Annotated in this window: 11 protein-coding genes, 1 other RNA gene and 1 pseudogene; 10 read left to right on the top strand and 3 right to left on the bottom strand. The window is 61.7% G+C overall.

What is annotated here, in order from left to right; all coding sequences use genetic code 11:
• Positions 1-186: 186 nt before the first annotated feature.
• From guaB to LOM8899_RS18730, 3 genes are all read left to right on the top strand, one after another.
• The gene (guaB, locus tag LOM8899_RS18740; protein ID WP_093993789.1) at positions 187-1,635 is read left to right on the top strand and encodes an IMP dehydrogenase; all 1,449 of its coding nucleotides are present in this window, start codon (positions 187-189) and stop codon (positions 1,633-1,635) included.
• Between the two features lie 28 nt (positions 1,636-1,663).
• Positions 1,664-2,830: an RsmB/NOP family class I SAM-dependent RNA methyltransferase gene (locus LOM8899_RS18735; protein WP_093993788.1), complete on the top strand. Its 1,167-nt coding sequence runs from the start codon at positions 1,664-1,666 to the stop codon at positions 2,828-2,830.
• Between the two features lie 222 nt (positions 2,831-3,052).
• Entirely contained in the window at positions 3,053-5,281 is a 2,229-nt protein-coding gene (locus LOM8899_RS18730; protein WP_245820615.1) for an ATP-binding protein, read from the top strand.
• 96 nt (positions 5,282-5,377) lie between these two features.
• On the opposite strand, the gene LOM8899_RS18725 is transcribed toward LOM8899_RS18730, so the two are convergent.
• The gene (locus tag LOM8899_RS18725; RefSeq protein ID WP_093993787.1) at positions 5,378-6,064 is read right to left on the bottom strand and encodes a DUF1194 domain-containing protein; all 687 of its coding nucleotides are present in this window, start codon (positions 6,062-6,064) and stop codon (positions 5,378-5,380) included.
• 74 nt (positions 6,065-6,138) lie between these two features.
• Positions 6,139-6,488: a transfer-messenger RNA gene (gene ssrA, locus LOM8899_RS18720) on the bottom strand.
• A 43-nt stretch (positions 6,489-6,531) separates the two neighbouring features.
• Here ssrA and LOM8899_RS23940 point away from each other — a divergent pair.
• Both LOM8899_RS23940 and LOM8899_RS23750 read left to right on the top strand, forming a co-directional pair.
• Positions 6,532-6,927, top strand: a pseudogene (locus LOM8899_RS23940) (LCCL domain-containing protein); the annotation flags it as partial.
• Between the two features lie 39 nt (positions 6,928-6,966).
• Positions 6,967-7,251 (top strand): LCCL domain-containing protein, encoded by a 285-nt coding sequence (locus tag LOM8899_RS23750; RefSeq protein WP_245820608.1) that lies wholly within the window; start codon positions 6,967-6,969, stop codon positions 7,249-7,251.
• Between the two features lie 52 nt (positions 7,252-7,303).
• Here LOM8899_RS23750 and LOM8899_RS18710 read toward each other — a convergent pair whose 3' ends face one another.
• Entirely contained in the window at positions 7,304-8,344 is a 1,041-nt protein-coding gene (locus tag LOM8899_RS18710; protein ID WP_093993785.1) for a type 2 periplasmic-binding domain-containing protein, read from the bottom strand.
• Between the two features lie 208 nt (positions 8,345-8,552).
• Here LOM8899_RS18710 and LOM8899_RS18705 point away from each other — a divergent pair, with 208 nt between their 5' ends.
• The 5 genes from LOM8899_RS18705 (at position 8,553) to LOM8899_RS18685 (ending at position 14,313) form a co-directional block, all read left to right on the top strand.
• Complete coding sequence (locus LOM8899_RS18705; RefSeq protein WP_093993784.1) at positions 8,553-9,059, top strand: DinB family protein; 507 nt, start codon at positions 8,553-8,555, stop codon at positions 9,057-9,059.
• Positions 9,060-10,163, top strand: coding sequence for a dimethylsulfoniopropionate demethylase (locus LOM8899_RS18700; RefSeq protein WP_093993783.1), 1,104 nt, complete (start codon positions 9,060-9,062; stop codon positions 10,161-10,163).
• Positions 10,160-11,440, top strand: a complete 1,281-nt coding sequence (locus LOM8899_RS18695; RefSeq protein ID WP_168770598.1) for a DUF1963 domain-containing protein — start codon at positions 10,160-10,162, stop codon at positions 11,438-11,440. The genes LOM8899_RS18700 and LOM8899_RS18695 overlap by 4 nt, the downstream gene beginning before the upstream one ends.
• 91 nt (positions 11,441-11,531) lie before the next feature.
• The gene (gene acuI / locus LOM8899_RS18690) at positions 11,532-12,521 is read left to right on the top strand and encodes an acryloyl-CoA reductase (RefSeq protein WP_093993781.1); all 990 of its coding nucleotides are present in this window, start codon (positions 11,532-11,534) and stop codon (positions 12,519-12,521) included.
• Positions 12,522-12,630: 109 nt separating this feature from the next.
• Complete coding sequence (locus LOM8899_RS18685; RefSeq protein WP_093993780.1) at positions 12,631-14,313, top strand: BCCT family transporter; 1,683 nt, start codon at positions 12,631-12,633, stop codon at positions 14,311-14,313.
• The last annotated feature ends 54 nt before the right edge of the window (positions 14,314-14,367 follow it).

The raw sequence follows: 14,367 nt of genomic DNA, 5'->3' as shown, positions 1-14,367 counted from the left end.
ATAGTGTATCGCACTGCATTGGAAAGGCCGGAACCGTCATTCTTCGGCCCAGTTTCGTCAATCCAAGGGCCGGTTTTGCGTCGCCCCGGTGGACTTCCCCCAAATCTTGCGCCTTTGGGCCTTCCCACTGCGCCCTGTCCATGCAATAGGGACGTGCCAAACGAGCCCATCCAGAGGAGACACCCCATGGAGATTCGTGAGGCCCTGACATTCGACGACGTTCTGCTGGTTCCGGCCGCGTCATCGGTGCTTCCCTCCACCGCCGATACCCGCACAAAAGTGACGCGTTCGATCGGTATGAACATCCCGCTGTTGTCCTCTGCAATGGACACCGTCACAGAGGGCCGGATGGCCATCGCCATGGCTCAGGCAGGCGGCATCGGCGTAGTGCACCGCAATCTGAGCGTCGATGAACAGGCCCGCGAGATCCGGCGCGTCAAACGCTTCGTCTCTGGCATCGTCTACAGCCCCATCACGCTGACCCCGGATCAGACATTGGCCGACGCCAAGGCGCTGATGGAGCGTTATCGCGTCACCGGCTTTCCCGTCGTCGGAGACGGGGGCCGCGTCGTCGGGATCGTGACCAACCGCGACATGCGCTTTGCCCAGGACGACGCCACCCCAGTGCGGGTGATGATGACGACGGACAATCTGGCAATCCTGCAAGAGCCCGCCGACCTCGAGGAAGCCCGCAGCCTGATGAAGTCGCGCCGGATCGAAAAACTCTTGGTGACGGACAAGCAGGGCAAGCTGACGGGTCTGCTGACGCTCAAGGACAGCGAGCAGGCCGTGCTCAACCCCGCCGCCTGCAAGGACGAGCTGGGCCGCTTGCGGGTGGCCGCCGCGTCCACCGTCGGCGACGCCGGGTTCGAGAGGTCAGCCGCGCTGGTCGAGGCGGGTGTCGACATCGTGGTGATCGACACAGCGCATGGCCATTCCGAAGGTGTGGCGCATGCCGTGACCCGCCTCAAGGGGCTCTCCAACAGCGTGCAGGTCATCGCGGGCAACGTCGCCACCGGCGAGGCGACACGGGCGCTGATCGGCGCCGGCGCGGACGCCGTCAAGGTCGGGATCGGCCCGGGGTCGATCTGCACGACGCGGATGGTCGCGGGCGTGGGCGTGCCGCAGCTGACCGCCATCATGGATTGCGCGGGCGCCGCCGGAGATACCCCCGTCATTGCCGATGGTGGCATCAAATTCTCTGGCGACTTTGCCAAAGCCATCGCCGCGGGCGCATCCTGTGCCATGGTCGGCAGCATGATTGCCGGCACCGACGAAAGCCCCGGAGAAGTCATTCTGTATCAAGGCCGTAGCTTCAAGAGCTATCGCGGAATGGGCAGCCTCGGCGCCATGGCGCGCGGTTCGGCCGACCGGTATTTCCAGAAGGACGCCGCCAGTGACAAGCTGGTGCCCGAAGGTATCGAGGGGCAGGTTCCGTACAAGGGATCGGCCAGCGCCGTGGTTCACCAACTCGTCGGCGGCCTTCGGGCAGCAATGGGCTATACCGGCTGTGCGACTGTCGAGGAAATGCGCAAGAACTGCAGCTTTGTAAAGATCACCGGAGCAGGGCTCAAGGAAAGCCATGTCCACGACGTGCAGATCACGCGCGAAAGCCCGAACTACCGGGTCGGCTGATGGCGATCGTGGCCTCCGAGGCGCCGCTATGACACCCGGTGCACGCATCGCCGCAGCCATCGAGGTGATGGACGACATTCTTGCGGGCAACCGCGCGGAGAAAGCCCTGATAGCCTGGGGACGCCGCAGTCGTTTCGCCGGGTCCAAGGACCGGCGGGCGGTGCGCGACCACGTCTATGACATGCTGCGCTGCCAGCGCAGTTTCGCCGCACTCGGAGGTGCGTATACGGGCCGAGGCATGGCCATCGGGGCGCTCCGCGACGCCGGGATCGCGCCAGAAACTATCATGACAGGAGAAGGCCACGCCCCCGCGCCGCCAACGGAGTCCGAGACAGCCGCAATACCGAGCCCGGCAGAACGCGCAGATCTTCCCGACTGGCTCTACGACGAGTTTCTGAAGGATTGGGGCGATGAGGCGGCCGGCATCGCCGAAGTGCTGCGCCATCGCGCTCCGGTCTTTGTGCGAGTCAATCTGGCGAGGTCGAAGCCGGACGAGGTGATCGCGATGCTGGCCGCAGACGAGATCAGTTGCGCTCAGGCTGCGAACGTTAAAACTGCCCTGAAAGTCACCGATAACGCTCGAAAAATTGCACTTTCACGCGCCTATCAAGAGGGGCTGATCGAGCTTCAGGACGCCAGTTCTCAGGCCGCGGTGCTCGCCCTCCCACTTGAGCCAAACGACGTCGTTCTTGATTACTGTGCCGGTGGCGGTGGCAAATCCCTTGCGATGGCTGGTCTCGCGCCAGTCCAGATCACGGCGCACGACGCATTTCCGCAAAGAATGCGCGATCTTCCGGCCCGAGCTGCGCGAGCTATGTGCGATATAGCTCTGAAATCGCGCGAGGAATTGCCTACCTCCGGCTTCGATCTCGTGTTTGTCGATGCGCCCTGTTCAGGCAGCGGGACATGGCGACGTGATCCCGAAGGCAAATGGCGCATGACCGCACGGGATTTCGCCGACATCACTGACATCCAGCTTTCGGTTCTCACCGAGGCGCGGCAATTCGTGCGTCCGGGCGGTCATCTGGCCTACGCCACTTGCTCTGTGCTGCGAGCGGAGAACGATGCCGTTGTCGCGCGATTTCTACAGAACAACCCTGATTTTGTGCAGTCCAACCGGATGCAGACCACACCGGGCCCCGACGGAGACGGCTTCTTCCTGAGCGTGTTGCAGCAGGCGCGCGACGCAACCTAAAATTGTAGTTCGAGCCTTTTTTGCTAGCCTTTGATGTAACGTTTACCCAACATTAGTGTTTATGGCGTTCAGTGGCAAAAATTGTGCAAGAGGTCGAATGCAGTGACACAAGCGGATCGGGAGCCGAACGCCGCGGCGATGTCTGCCATACCGGGGGCGACGAAGGCCGGCTCGACGGAGCAGAACGCACAGGCACGTCTCATGGTGTTCGTAATCGGCGCAATGGCCATTCTGGCGAGCCTGGTGACGAATGTCGTCGAACTTCGGCTCATTCTGATGATGGTCGGCGTCAGCCTCTTTGCCGCCGCCGGGGTCATGACGTTCATCGCTCTGCGGCGATCAAATCACCGAAATGCCCTGATGCGCGCCGTCGGCAGCTTTGTCGCTCACGATGGCTGGCCCAGTTTCGTCACGGACGCCGAGGGCGTCATCACCTCGCGCAACGCGGCGGCGACGGAACGGTTTCAGGACACGATCGCGGTAACGCTGACCGAGGTGTTCAAGGACATGTTCGCCAATCCCGGTGGCGTGCTGTTTCGGCTGCAAGGTCGCGCTGTCGATCACGGTGTTGCCCGAGAGGACGTCGTGACGCGCCGTGGGCATCTCAGACTGTCAGCGCACCGCATCGAGGACAATGTGTTCCTGTGGCGGATCGAGGACATGGCCGAGCGCGCAGGGGCAGGGCGCGGCGCCGACGCACTGAGTTTGCCGATGCTGACCGCGGGTCCATCGGGCACGATATTGTTCATGAACGATGCATTTCGCCGACTGACGGGCGGCCGCGCCCGCACGCTCGACAAGGTTTTCCACGATTTGCCGCTGGTGACAGGCCGCGTGCACAGCGTTGACGGTGCAGACGGTTCGATCGACTGCCTCGTTGCGGAGGTGCAGGCGACCGGCGGGCGCCGCGAAATCTATTTGTTGCCGTCGGAGGCGGCTGGCAAATCCAATCTGAGTGGCGCCACCGGATGGGACGCCATAGAGGACCTGCCGGTCCCGCTTCTCAAGATCGCTCCCTCGGGAGAGGTCTTGGCCTCAAACCGTGAGGCGCGCGCACTCCTGCCGATGCCTATCGGAGCCACGTCGCGCCTTTCGGATTTGCTGGAAGGCTTGGGGCGGCCGATCATCGAATGGCTGCGAGAGACCGCAGATGGGCGTGGCGCTCCCGGCCCTCAATTCCTACGCGGCACCGGCTCCCATCAAGACACGTTCCTGCAGGTGAGTCTCAATACCGCCGGTGCGGAAGACGATCCGCATCTCATCGCCGTGCTGAATGACGTGACCGAGCTCAAATCGCTCGAGGCTCAATTCGTTCAAAGCCAGAAGATGCAGGCCATCGGTCAATTGGCAGGAGGGGTGGCGCACGATTTCAACAATCTGCTTACAGCGATCTCAGGGCATTGCGACCTGCTGCTTTTGCGGCACGACCAGGGTGATCAGGATTACGGGGATCTGATCCAGATCCACCAGAACGCAAACCGCGCAGCAAGCCTTGTGGGGCAGTTGCTTGCGTTTTCACGCAAGCAGAACCTGATGCCGGAAGTGATCGACCTGCGGGATACGCTTTCGGATTTGACGCATCTGCTCAACCGGCTCGTCGGCGAAAAGGTTACTTTGACGCTGAACCATGATCCGGCGCTGATGCACATCCGGGCCGACAAGCGGCAACTGGAACAGGTTTTGATGAATCTCGTCGTGAACGCCCGTGATGCGATGCCGGATGGCGGAGAGATCAAGGTCGAAACCGAGAACGTTACCCTTCTGAATACCGTTGAACGAGACCGCGCGACGCTTCTGCCGGGGAACTACGTGGTGGTGCGCGTCGTCGACGAAGGCACCGGCATCCCACCGGAGAAACTGCCGAAGATATTCGAGCCATTCTACACCACGAAGCGACCCGGAGAAGGCACCGGGCTGGGTCTGTCGACGGCCTACGGCATCGTCAAACAGACCGGAGGATTTATCTTCGCCGATAGTGATGTGGGTCGCGGCAGCACCTTCACGCTGTATTTCCCGAGCCATGAGAAACTGGCGACCGCCTCGGCTCCGGCGGCTAAGCCAGAAAGCCTCGAACTCGACAGCAAGGCGGAAGGCGTCGTGTTGCTCGTAGAGGACGAGGCACCGGTGCGGGCATTTGCGTCGCGCGCGCTGACGCTGCGCGGGTATTCCGTGTTGGAGGCGGATAGCGCGGAGGCTGCGTTGGCGTTGCTCTCCGACCCGGACCTGACGGTCGACATCTTTGTCACCGATGTCATCATGCCGGGAAAAGACGGGCCGACATGGGTCAGAGAGGCGCTTGCCGACCGGCCCGATACGAAGGTGGTTTTTGTCTCGGGATATGCCGAGGATGCGTTTACCGAACATCAGGCGATGATCCCGAATTCGGTCTTTCTGCCGAAGCCGTTCTCCCTCATCGATTTGACGACCACGGTGCAGCGACAGCTTCACTGATCCGGTGGGTGCGACACGGCCAAAAGCCGCCTCCCACGAACCTGAACCAAGAACTCGTGTGATAGTCCGCACGCCTTGAACGGTCGAAAACCCAGATCAGCCCATGACCCTGCTGATTTCGCGCAGGATCTTGTTGCGAATGGCGCGCGGATAGTCCCGATGGCCGCGCGCGGTCAGCACGAACCCGTTCCGCGTAATCAAAGCCCGCTGGTAAAATCCAGTGATCGCAACGCCGAGGGACTCGATGGCAATCCCGTTGATCGTAATCCCCGCCCGTTCCGCGAGCAGGCGCGCATCCCGCACGTTCGATCCGGAGTTCGGTGTTCCGTCACCGGACACGTCAATGACTTTCCGAGCGCAATCGGGCACCTGCTCGAATTGTCGGATCGCGAAAATGACGGCTTCCGCCGGGGCCGTATCCGACAACATGAACGCCCGCTCAACGGCCCTTGCGGTTTCGCTGAACGCCAGAACATCCGCTGCGGTGCGCATCTGGGTCCAGCCGATCGACATGGCCTGCCGCTCCACGCCGGACCACTGCATCAAGCTCAAGGTGACTTGGCCGGAAACGAGTGTTTCCGCGATCTCGGGGTCCAGCAATGCGTCGGCGACCCCATCGACCTGAAGTCGGTATTCGGCCACATCGACCGAGTTCGAGACATCGATTGCAAGCAACAGGGCCGTATCGCAAGCCGTGGCCGAGGCAGACAGCGCCGGCCAGGCACAGGCGGTGCTGACGACCACTCTTGCAAGGTTTGAAAAACGCTCGGATATCTTTGACATAAGTCATTCTGGCCGCAGAGAAGCGCCCAACGCAACGGTTTTTGTCACGTTGCCCGATGCCGTTATGTGGTGAAAGTGCAGGCTTCTGTTGCCAGGTGCCTGCGAACCCCGCCTTACGCGGCTAGGCGCAAGGGCTTAGTTTCGGCAACTCGGACTGCTTAAGCAGCCAGAGCCATAGCCGGAGCACGGTTGTTATTGGCAACTGTACAAATCGGACCGATAACGGTGGTACCTCACCGAGACAAAGACATCCCCTTTAGACGTTCGTCGATCCTGTTTCGGCCCCATCTGCCTCCAATAAAGGTTGATGGTGGAGCCGCCGGGTACCGCCCCCGGGTCCGATCCGCTTATTACGAGCGCGTTTATGTCCATAGTCCCGAAGGACAAGCTCTACATAGGCTTCACATCGGTTCGGCGCAAGGTCCGCCCGACGCATCGAAGTCAGATCTTCCTGACTTGTTTGGAAAATGAGCGTCGGGTTAGGATCAGGCATTCCAGCAAAGCCAGCCTTTGCGAAATTGATTTGGAGGCACGTGATGACCGCATTTAATACAACTCGATTGACCTTCGGGGCAATTCTCGCTCTCGCATCCTCGAGCGGACTCGCGTCTGCGCAAGAGGCCTGTAGTTCCGCCACTATTGGCGAAACCCCGTTTGAATGCCTCTGCGCGGGAGGCGAGCCGAGCGGCACGGTCTGGGGCAGCGGTCCGTATACATCTGACAGTGCGATCTGTGCGGCCGCCGTTCACGCCGGAGCCGTCGGCAGGGAGGGCGGTCTGGTCCGCGTCCTTCCGGGACCGGGCCTCGACAGTTATCCTGCCAGCTCGTCAAATGGAGTCGAAACGCGCAGTTGGGGAGCTTACGGATCGTCTTTCACGTTCAAACTCGGCCGCCAAATAGCCATGACGGCCGAAGAATGCTCAGCGTATCCAACCGACGCACCAAGTTACACCTGCTCCTGCCCACCGTACGACGACACCGGCTCTGTCTGGGGCAGCGGACCTTATACCGCCGATAGCGCGATTTGCGTGGCCGCCATCCATGCAGGCGTGATTTCCAGCGATGGCGGTGAAGTGACGGCACTGCTGGTCGACGGATTGCCATCGTATCGCGGCGGCGAGGCAAACGGGATCACCACCCGGGACTGGGGCTCCTACGGACAGAGCTTCATCTTCAACCGGAACTAGAATGAATTGGGGCGGCCCAGACCGGACCGCCCCAATTGAATGAATGTCAGGTTCAGAACCCGGCTTTGATCATCTCGAATGTCTCGGCCTGTTGCTCCCGACGCTCGTTCGACATCGGCAACTGGGCCAGAACAGGCGCATCGATCACGCCCAGCCCGACGGCATCCAGATCCTCGGCGGGAATGGTGGCCATCGCGGCGGCGTTCGCATGGCCAAACCCCGAATCGAGCAGCGGCACGGTGGCCGAACTGTCGAGAATGGCGTTGATGTAGTCATAGGCCTTGTCTTCGGAGCCTTGGCCGTCGGTCATGTTGACATAACCGCAGAGCCAGAGCGAAGACCCTTCGGTCGCTTCGCGCTGATAGGCGATCGAACGGCCTTCCTCCATCATCGTCGGCAAAGTTTCGTTCCATGCCCAAGAGACGAGGATCTCGCCGGTGGACATCAACTGTGCCAGCTCGGCGGGGTCGGTCCAATAGGTGCGCAGGTTCGGGTGCACTTCGCGCAGCCAGTTGGAGGCGGCTTCGAACTGCTCATCGGTGGCGGCGGCCCAATCGGTGACGCCAGTTGCCAGATAGGCCAATGCATATGCGTCATCGACGTTGTCGGGCAGTGTCATTCGTCCGGCATAGGCCGGGTTCTTGAACACGTTGAGGCTGGCCACATCCTCGGCAGGGACTTCATCGGGGTTGTAGGCAACGGCTGTCGCACCGAAATCGGTCGGAACGAAGAAGACATCGCCGTCGCCGCCGACGGATTGCCCGGTCAGATTGCGGTCGATATTCGCGTATTCCGAAATCCGCGAAACATCCCACGGCTCGATGATCCCGCTCTCGGTCCATTTGGTGACGGAGCCCGCGCAGATATGCGTTACGTCGGCTTCGAATCCGGCACGGATTTTCTGGAACGCTTCTTCCTCGTCCCCAAAGAACGAGAAAGTCGGAGAGGCACCGTTCGCAGAGACGTATGTCTCGTGGAAAGACGGTTCCTCGAAGCCGGGATAGTCAAACACCAGAAGGTCAGCGTCCTGAGCGATGGCGGTCGTTGCAATCGCACAGATCGATACGGCCCCTAGAAGGGTCTTGGTGGTCATAGAGTGGCTCCCTGTTGATTGGGTGTGAGTGGTAAAACCGCCGCGATGTTATGGCGGGTGACGGCGCTTCGCAAGCACCGCAAAATGGGCCTAAAACGACGCAGGCCCTGTCGCACATGACAAATCACCAAGGGCCGGCCTGCGGCACTAAGGCCTCCAATGCCGCTGGTCCGACTGTAGGAGGAACAGGCCCAGCAAGGAGGAGCCGATGCTGATTACACCTGACTATTGCATGCTGATGGCGCGCTACAACGCATGGCAGAATTCAGGCCTTCGCAAGATCGTCGAAAAGATGTCTGCGGCGGAGCTGGACAAGGACCGTGGCGCGCATTTCGGTTCGATCCGGGCAACGCTCAATCATTTGCTTTGGGCCGATCAGCTTTGGCTCGGCCGGTTTGCGGATCGGCCTGGGCCAAAAGGCTGGATAGAGGACAGTGTCGATCTGACGCCGACGATTTCCGTTTGGGGCGCGGAGCGGTTCCGCACGGATGGGCAAATCACGCTCTGGTCCGAAGGTCTCCGCGCGATCGACCTGACCGGGGATCTGACATGGCATTCCAAAGCGGCGGGCCGCGAGATGTCCAAACCGATCCAGCCGTTGATCATGCACTTCTTCAACCACCAGACCCATCATCGCGGGCAAGTCCATGCGATGCTCACCGCCGCGGGGCAAACACCCGGGGTCACAGATATGTTCTTAATGCCGGAGACCTGAATGGCCCTTATTTCCCCCTCGCGGCGCCTGCGGCGCACCCCGTTCTCCGATGGCGTCGAGGCCGCCGGCGTTCAGGCCTATACGGTCTATAACCACATGTTCTTGCCGACCATGTTCCGTTCGGTGATCGAGGACTACAGGCACCTCAAGGAGGCGGTCCAGATTTGGGACGTCGCCTGCGAGCGTCAGGTCGAGATCCGGGGGCCGGACGCGGGGCGGTTGATGCAGATGCTCACCCCGCGCGATCTGCGGGGCATGTTGCCGGGCCAGTGCTACTATGTTCCCATCGTCGACGAGACGGGTGGCATGCTCAACGATCCGGTCGCGGTAAAGCTGGCCGAGGATCGCTGGTGGATCTCGATTGCCGACAGCGACTTGCTGATGTGGGTCAAGGGTATCGCATACGGCTACCGGCTGGACGTTCTGGTCGACGAACCGGATGTATCGCCGCTCGGCGTTCAGGGGCCACTGGCCGACGACCTGATGGCCCGCGTCTTTGGCGACTCGGTCCGCAATATCCGGTTCTTCCGGTTCGGCTGGTTCCAGTTTCAGGGCCGCGACATGATCATCGCCCGATCCGGCTATTCCAAGCAAGGCGGCTTCGAAATCTACGTCGAGGGCGGCGATATCGGCATGCCGCTTTGGAATGCGTTGATGGAGGCCGGCCGGGATCTGGACGTGCGGGCAGGGTGCCCCAACCTGATCGAACGCATCGAGGCTGGGCTGCTCAGCTACGGCAACGACATGACCCGAGAGAACACACCGCATGAGTGCGGCCTCGGGCGGTTCTGCAACACGCAGACCGCCATTGGCTGTATCGGGCGCGACGCCTTGCTGCGGGTGGCCGTCGAAGGACCGCTGCGGCAGGTCCGGCCCCTTGCGATCGGAGGAGCGCCCGTGCCAGCCTGTGATCGCCCGTGGATGGTGACCGCGGGAGAGAAAACCGTGGGTCGGGTGACCTCGGCGGCACATTCGCCGGACTTTGACACCAACGTCTCGATCGCGATGATCCGGATGACGCATTGGGATCCGGGCACCGAACTGATAGTGCATTGTCCGGACGGGCCGAGGGAGGCTCAGGTGCAGGAGGAATTCTGGCTTTGACAGGCGCAAACACGGCCGGTGGCCCCACTATCCGCTCCAATGCGGTGCTGCTGCACCACATTTCCCGGACGTCCGGACAGGATTGGGCCGGCGGCACCAGTTGGCTGGGCGGTTTGCCGGTACTTGGCGGAGCGGACTGGCCGCGGAATCCCATGGACGGAGACGCGCTACATTTCGTGGCGCAGGTCTCGCTGGCCGATCTGCCGGACCTCGATATCGACATTCCCCGCACCGGCACCTTGGGCTTTTTCGTCGAGAGTGATCTGTCGAGCAAGATGGGGCAACTGCCCTATCCACAGATCGTGGGGCGGGTGATCTGGTCGGACGACACACAGGGGGCTGTGACCAAAGCGCCGGCGGATTGCGGGCCGATCCATCGCGAAGATTGGTCGTTTTACTGGAAAACGGCCCGCAATGAGGCCAACGCGCCGCGCGTTTTTCCGCGCTGGCCGGTGCAGCCGGTGGCCTTTGCCTGCCCGCCGGACGGGCTCTATGAAATCCCCGACGAGGCCTTTGGCACGGAGACAGCGTCCCCACCGCGGCAGGTGGCCCGCACCAGTTCCGGCGGACGGGCGTTGATGCCCGCGCGCGAGGCGATCACGTGGCGGGTCGTCGAGGCTATCTTGGATGATACGGCCCGTGCTCTTGGTCTGTTTGACGCATCTGTAAGGCTGGCCGAGGAAAGGCCGTCCAAATGGACAGAAGCCCTGCCGGCATGGCAACCCCTGGCCGAGAACGTGCGCGCCTTCGTGGCAAAATGGGATCAGCGCCGTGACGGCCATATGCCCGACACGGGGGTCGGGACGGCAGTGGTCGAAGAGCTGACAGCCGACATGGCGGCGTTGGCGAATGAAATGCGCAGCCTGAAAGGGCATTACCTGCGGCCGAATTTTCTGACCGAGCACTTTGTCCGTGCGGACGGCAGTCCCGGGACCGACAGATACTGGCATTTCCACGAGGCCATCTCCCGCGCCTATGACGAGATGCGGGTGGCCGAAGATGCCGTGTATCGCAACATCCCCGACGTGCTGCGCACCCATCTTGAACAACCGACCAGCCAACAGATCAACATCAACCGTCACCAGATGTTCGGCGCAGGCGCGACCGTGCAGGATGTGGCCGCTATGATGGGGGGCATGGTGATGTTGTGCCAGTTCAGTTCCGACCCGTACATCGGGATGATGTGGGGCGACGTGGGCTTTGTGAAATTCTGGATCGCACCCGCCGATCTGGCCGACGGGGCATGGGACAAGGTCGTCGTGACGTTTGAAGGCTAATAGGTACGAACCCGATCCGGTGCAGTGCTCAGGCCGTTTTGAAATGATACTGCTGGCGCATGACGTTGGCCAATAAACAGGGAAGAGAACGATGTTCAATGCTTTGATCGTAACCAAGGACGCAGAGGGCAAGACCCACGCCGCCGTCAGCCAGATCGCCGAAACGGATTTGCCAGAAGGCGAGGTGACCGTGGCGGTCGAATATTCGACCGTGAACTACAAAGACGGTCTGTGCATCGGCCCCGGCGGCGGTCTTGTCCGCAACTATCCGCACGTGCCGGGCATCGATCTTGCCGGAACCGTCGAGGCGTCCGACGATCCACGCTACAAGGCGGGCGACAAGGTCGTGTTGACCGGATGGCGTGTGGGCGAGGCGCATTGGGGCGGCTATTCTCAGAAAGCGCGGGTCAAGGCCGACTGGCTGGTGCCGCTGCCGAACGGGCTGAGCACCCGTCAGGCGATGGCTGTCGGCACTGCGGGGTTCACCGCCATGTTGGCCGTGATGGCGCTCGAGGACCACGGCCTGACACCCGACAAGGGCGAAGTTCTCGTGACTGGGGCCGCCGGTGGTGTCGGATCGGTCGCGACGGCGATCCTCGGCCATCTCGGCTATCAGGTTGCGGCTGTCACGGGCCGGCCTGAAACGGCCGATTACCTCACCGGGCTGGGGGCCAGCCGTATCGTGCCGCGCGAAGAGCTGAACGAAACCGTGAAGCGCCCGCTCGAGGCGGAGACCTGGGCGGGCTGTGTCGACGCCGTCGGCGGCGACATGTTGGCCCGAGTGCTGGGGCAGATGAAATACGGCAGCTCCGTCGCTGCGGTCGGCCTCGCGGGCGGGGCCGGTTTGCCCGCCACGGTGATTCCCTTTTTGTTGCGCGGAGTGAACTTGCTGGGCATCGACAGCGTCATGCAGCCCTATGAAAACCGGGTCAGAGCATGGGAGCGCATCGAAAAAGACCTGCCCATGAAAAAACTTGAGGCAATGGTTCAGCCGGCGACTCTGGCCGATCTGCCATCCCTCGGGGCCTCTATTTTGAAGGGGCAGATCAAGGGGCGCGTCGTCGTCGACGTGAACGCCTGACTCGTCTGATCGATCCGTTCCGAGGGTCTTTCGGGGACGCGACCTTTAGATCCGGCCCGTATTGGCCTACCCTGCTTGCATAATATTTGTGCAAGCAGGGGACATAACTATGCCACCGAAGCCACCATTAACCGATCTGCCGATCAAAACGGCGAAGTCTGGATTCTATAAGGGGTTCACCAAGGACGTCACCATATCCGGCAAGATCCTGGTCGGTGCGTTGATCCTCTGGGCGGTCGCATTTCCTGCGCAGGCGGCCTCCGTTCTAGGGGCGCTCAACAGCATCATTCTGGGGGCCTTCAACTATTGGTATGTCTACGTGATGGCGTTCTTCGTCATCCTGTGCCTGGTCCTTGCGATCTGGCCCGCCGCGGGACGACTGAAAATGGGCCTTCCCGACGACAAGCCCGAATTCTCGAACTTTTCATGGTTTTCGATGATGTTCGGCGCCGGGATCGGTATCGGTATGCTGACCTTTGCAACCGCCGAACCCATGTATCACTGGGCGAGCAACCCGGCGACGATTCAGGGCCTGACCGAAGGCAGCAGCGCGGGCAATGTCCGCGAGGCATATATCTGGTCCTTTACGCACTGGGGCCTCGCAGCATGGGCCGCCTATGCCATCGTCGGTCTGGCGCTCGGGTATTTCAGCTATCGGCGCGGCCTGCCACTCACCATCCGCTCCGGTCTGACGCCAATCTTTGGCAAGTCGCTGTCCGGCCCTGTCGGGCACGTGGTCGACGTTGTGGCCGTGGTTGCAACCGTTCTGGGCGTCGCCCAGACGCTCGGCTTCGGGGTCGAGCAATTCATCTCTGGGCTTTACCGCATCGGGTTTGGCGAATGGCTCTACACCACCAATGCCGAAGGCGTGCAATCGTCGTCCACCATGGCGATCATCTTTGCCCTGCTGGTGATCATGGGCGCCTCGACGCTGTCGGCCCTGTCGGGCGTCGGCAAAGGCATCAAATGGCTGTCCAACATCAACATGGGGCTCAGCTTCTTCATTCTTGCCTTCTTCCTGATCTTCGGCTCGACGTTCTTCGGCCTCAAGGCGCTGGGATTGGGTATCGTCGACTATCTTGCCTCGATCCCGGGCAATATCTTCACCGTCTGGAATTCCGACGGGGTCGAAGGTTCCGAGGCCGCGCAACTGGCCTCGTGGCAGGGCGGCTGGACGATCTTCTACTGGGCGTGGTGGATCGCGTTCGCGCCCTTCGTGGGCGTGTTCCTCGCGCGGATCAGCAAGGGGCGCACGGTGCGTGAATACGTTCTGGGTGCGATGGTCGTGCCGGCCATGATGTGCTTCGTCTGGTTCGCCATCGTCGGCGGCACAGCGATCGATCTCGAACTGTCGGGGGTGGCCGACGGGGCCATCACAGGGGCGGGTCAGGCGGATCAGCTATTCGCCATGCTCGCCGTGATGCTGAGCGGCGGTCTGGCGTGGGTGATGAGCGTAGTCGTCGTGATCCTGCTGCTGACCTACCTCGTCACTTCGGCTGACTCCGCGGTCCTGATCATCAACACGATCAACGCCGCAGGCGACGAAGGCCCCAAGGCCCGGCCCCATATCCTGTTCTGGGGTGCCGCGCTGGCGCTTGTGGTGGGTGGATTGATCATCGCCGGTGGTCTGGGCGCGATCCAGACGGCCATGGTGATCGGGGCGCTGCCATTCAGCTTGGTGATGGTTCTGATGGGGCTGGCCCTCATCAAGGGCATCTACCTTGACGGACGGCGCGAGGCGCACGGCATCGAAACCACGTTCGAGCCAGAGGCAACGACCCTGGCGGAATAAGTCCGGCCGAATGAGGCCCGCGACACATCAATCAATGCCTCCGGTGCTTGCGCA

This window comes from Flavimaricola marinus (assembly GCF_900184895.1).
In the GTDB taxonomy this organism is placed as follows: Bacteria; Pseudomonadota; Alphaproteobacteria; order Rhodobacterales; family Rhodobacteraceae; genus Flavimaricola; species Flavimaricola marinus.
The sequence above is the reverse complement of the archived record's forward strand: the minus strand, read 5'-3'. Positions and strand labels throughout refer to the sequence as shown.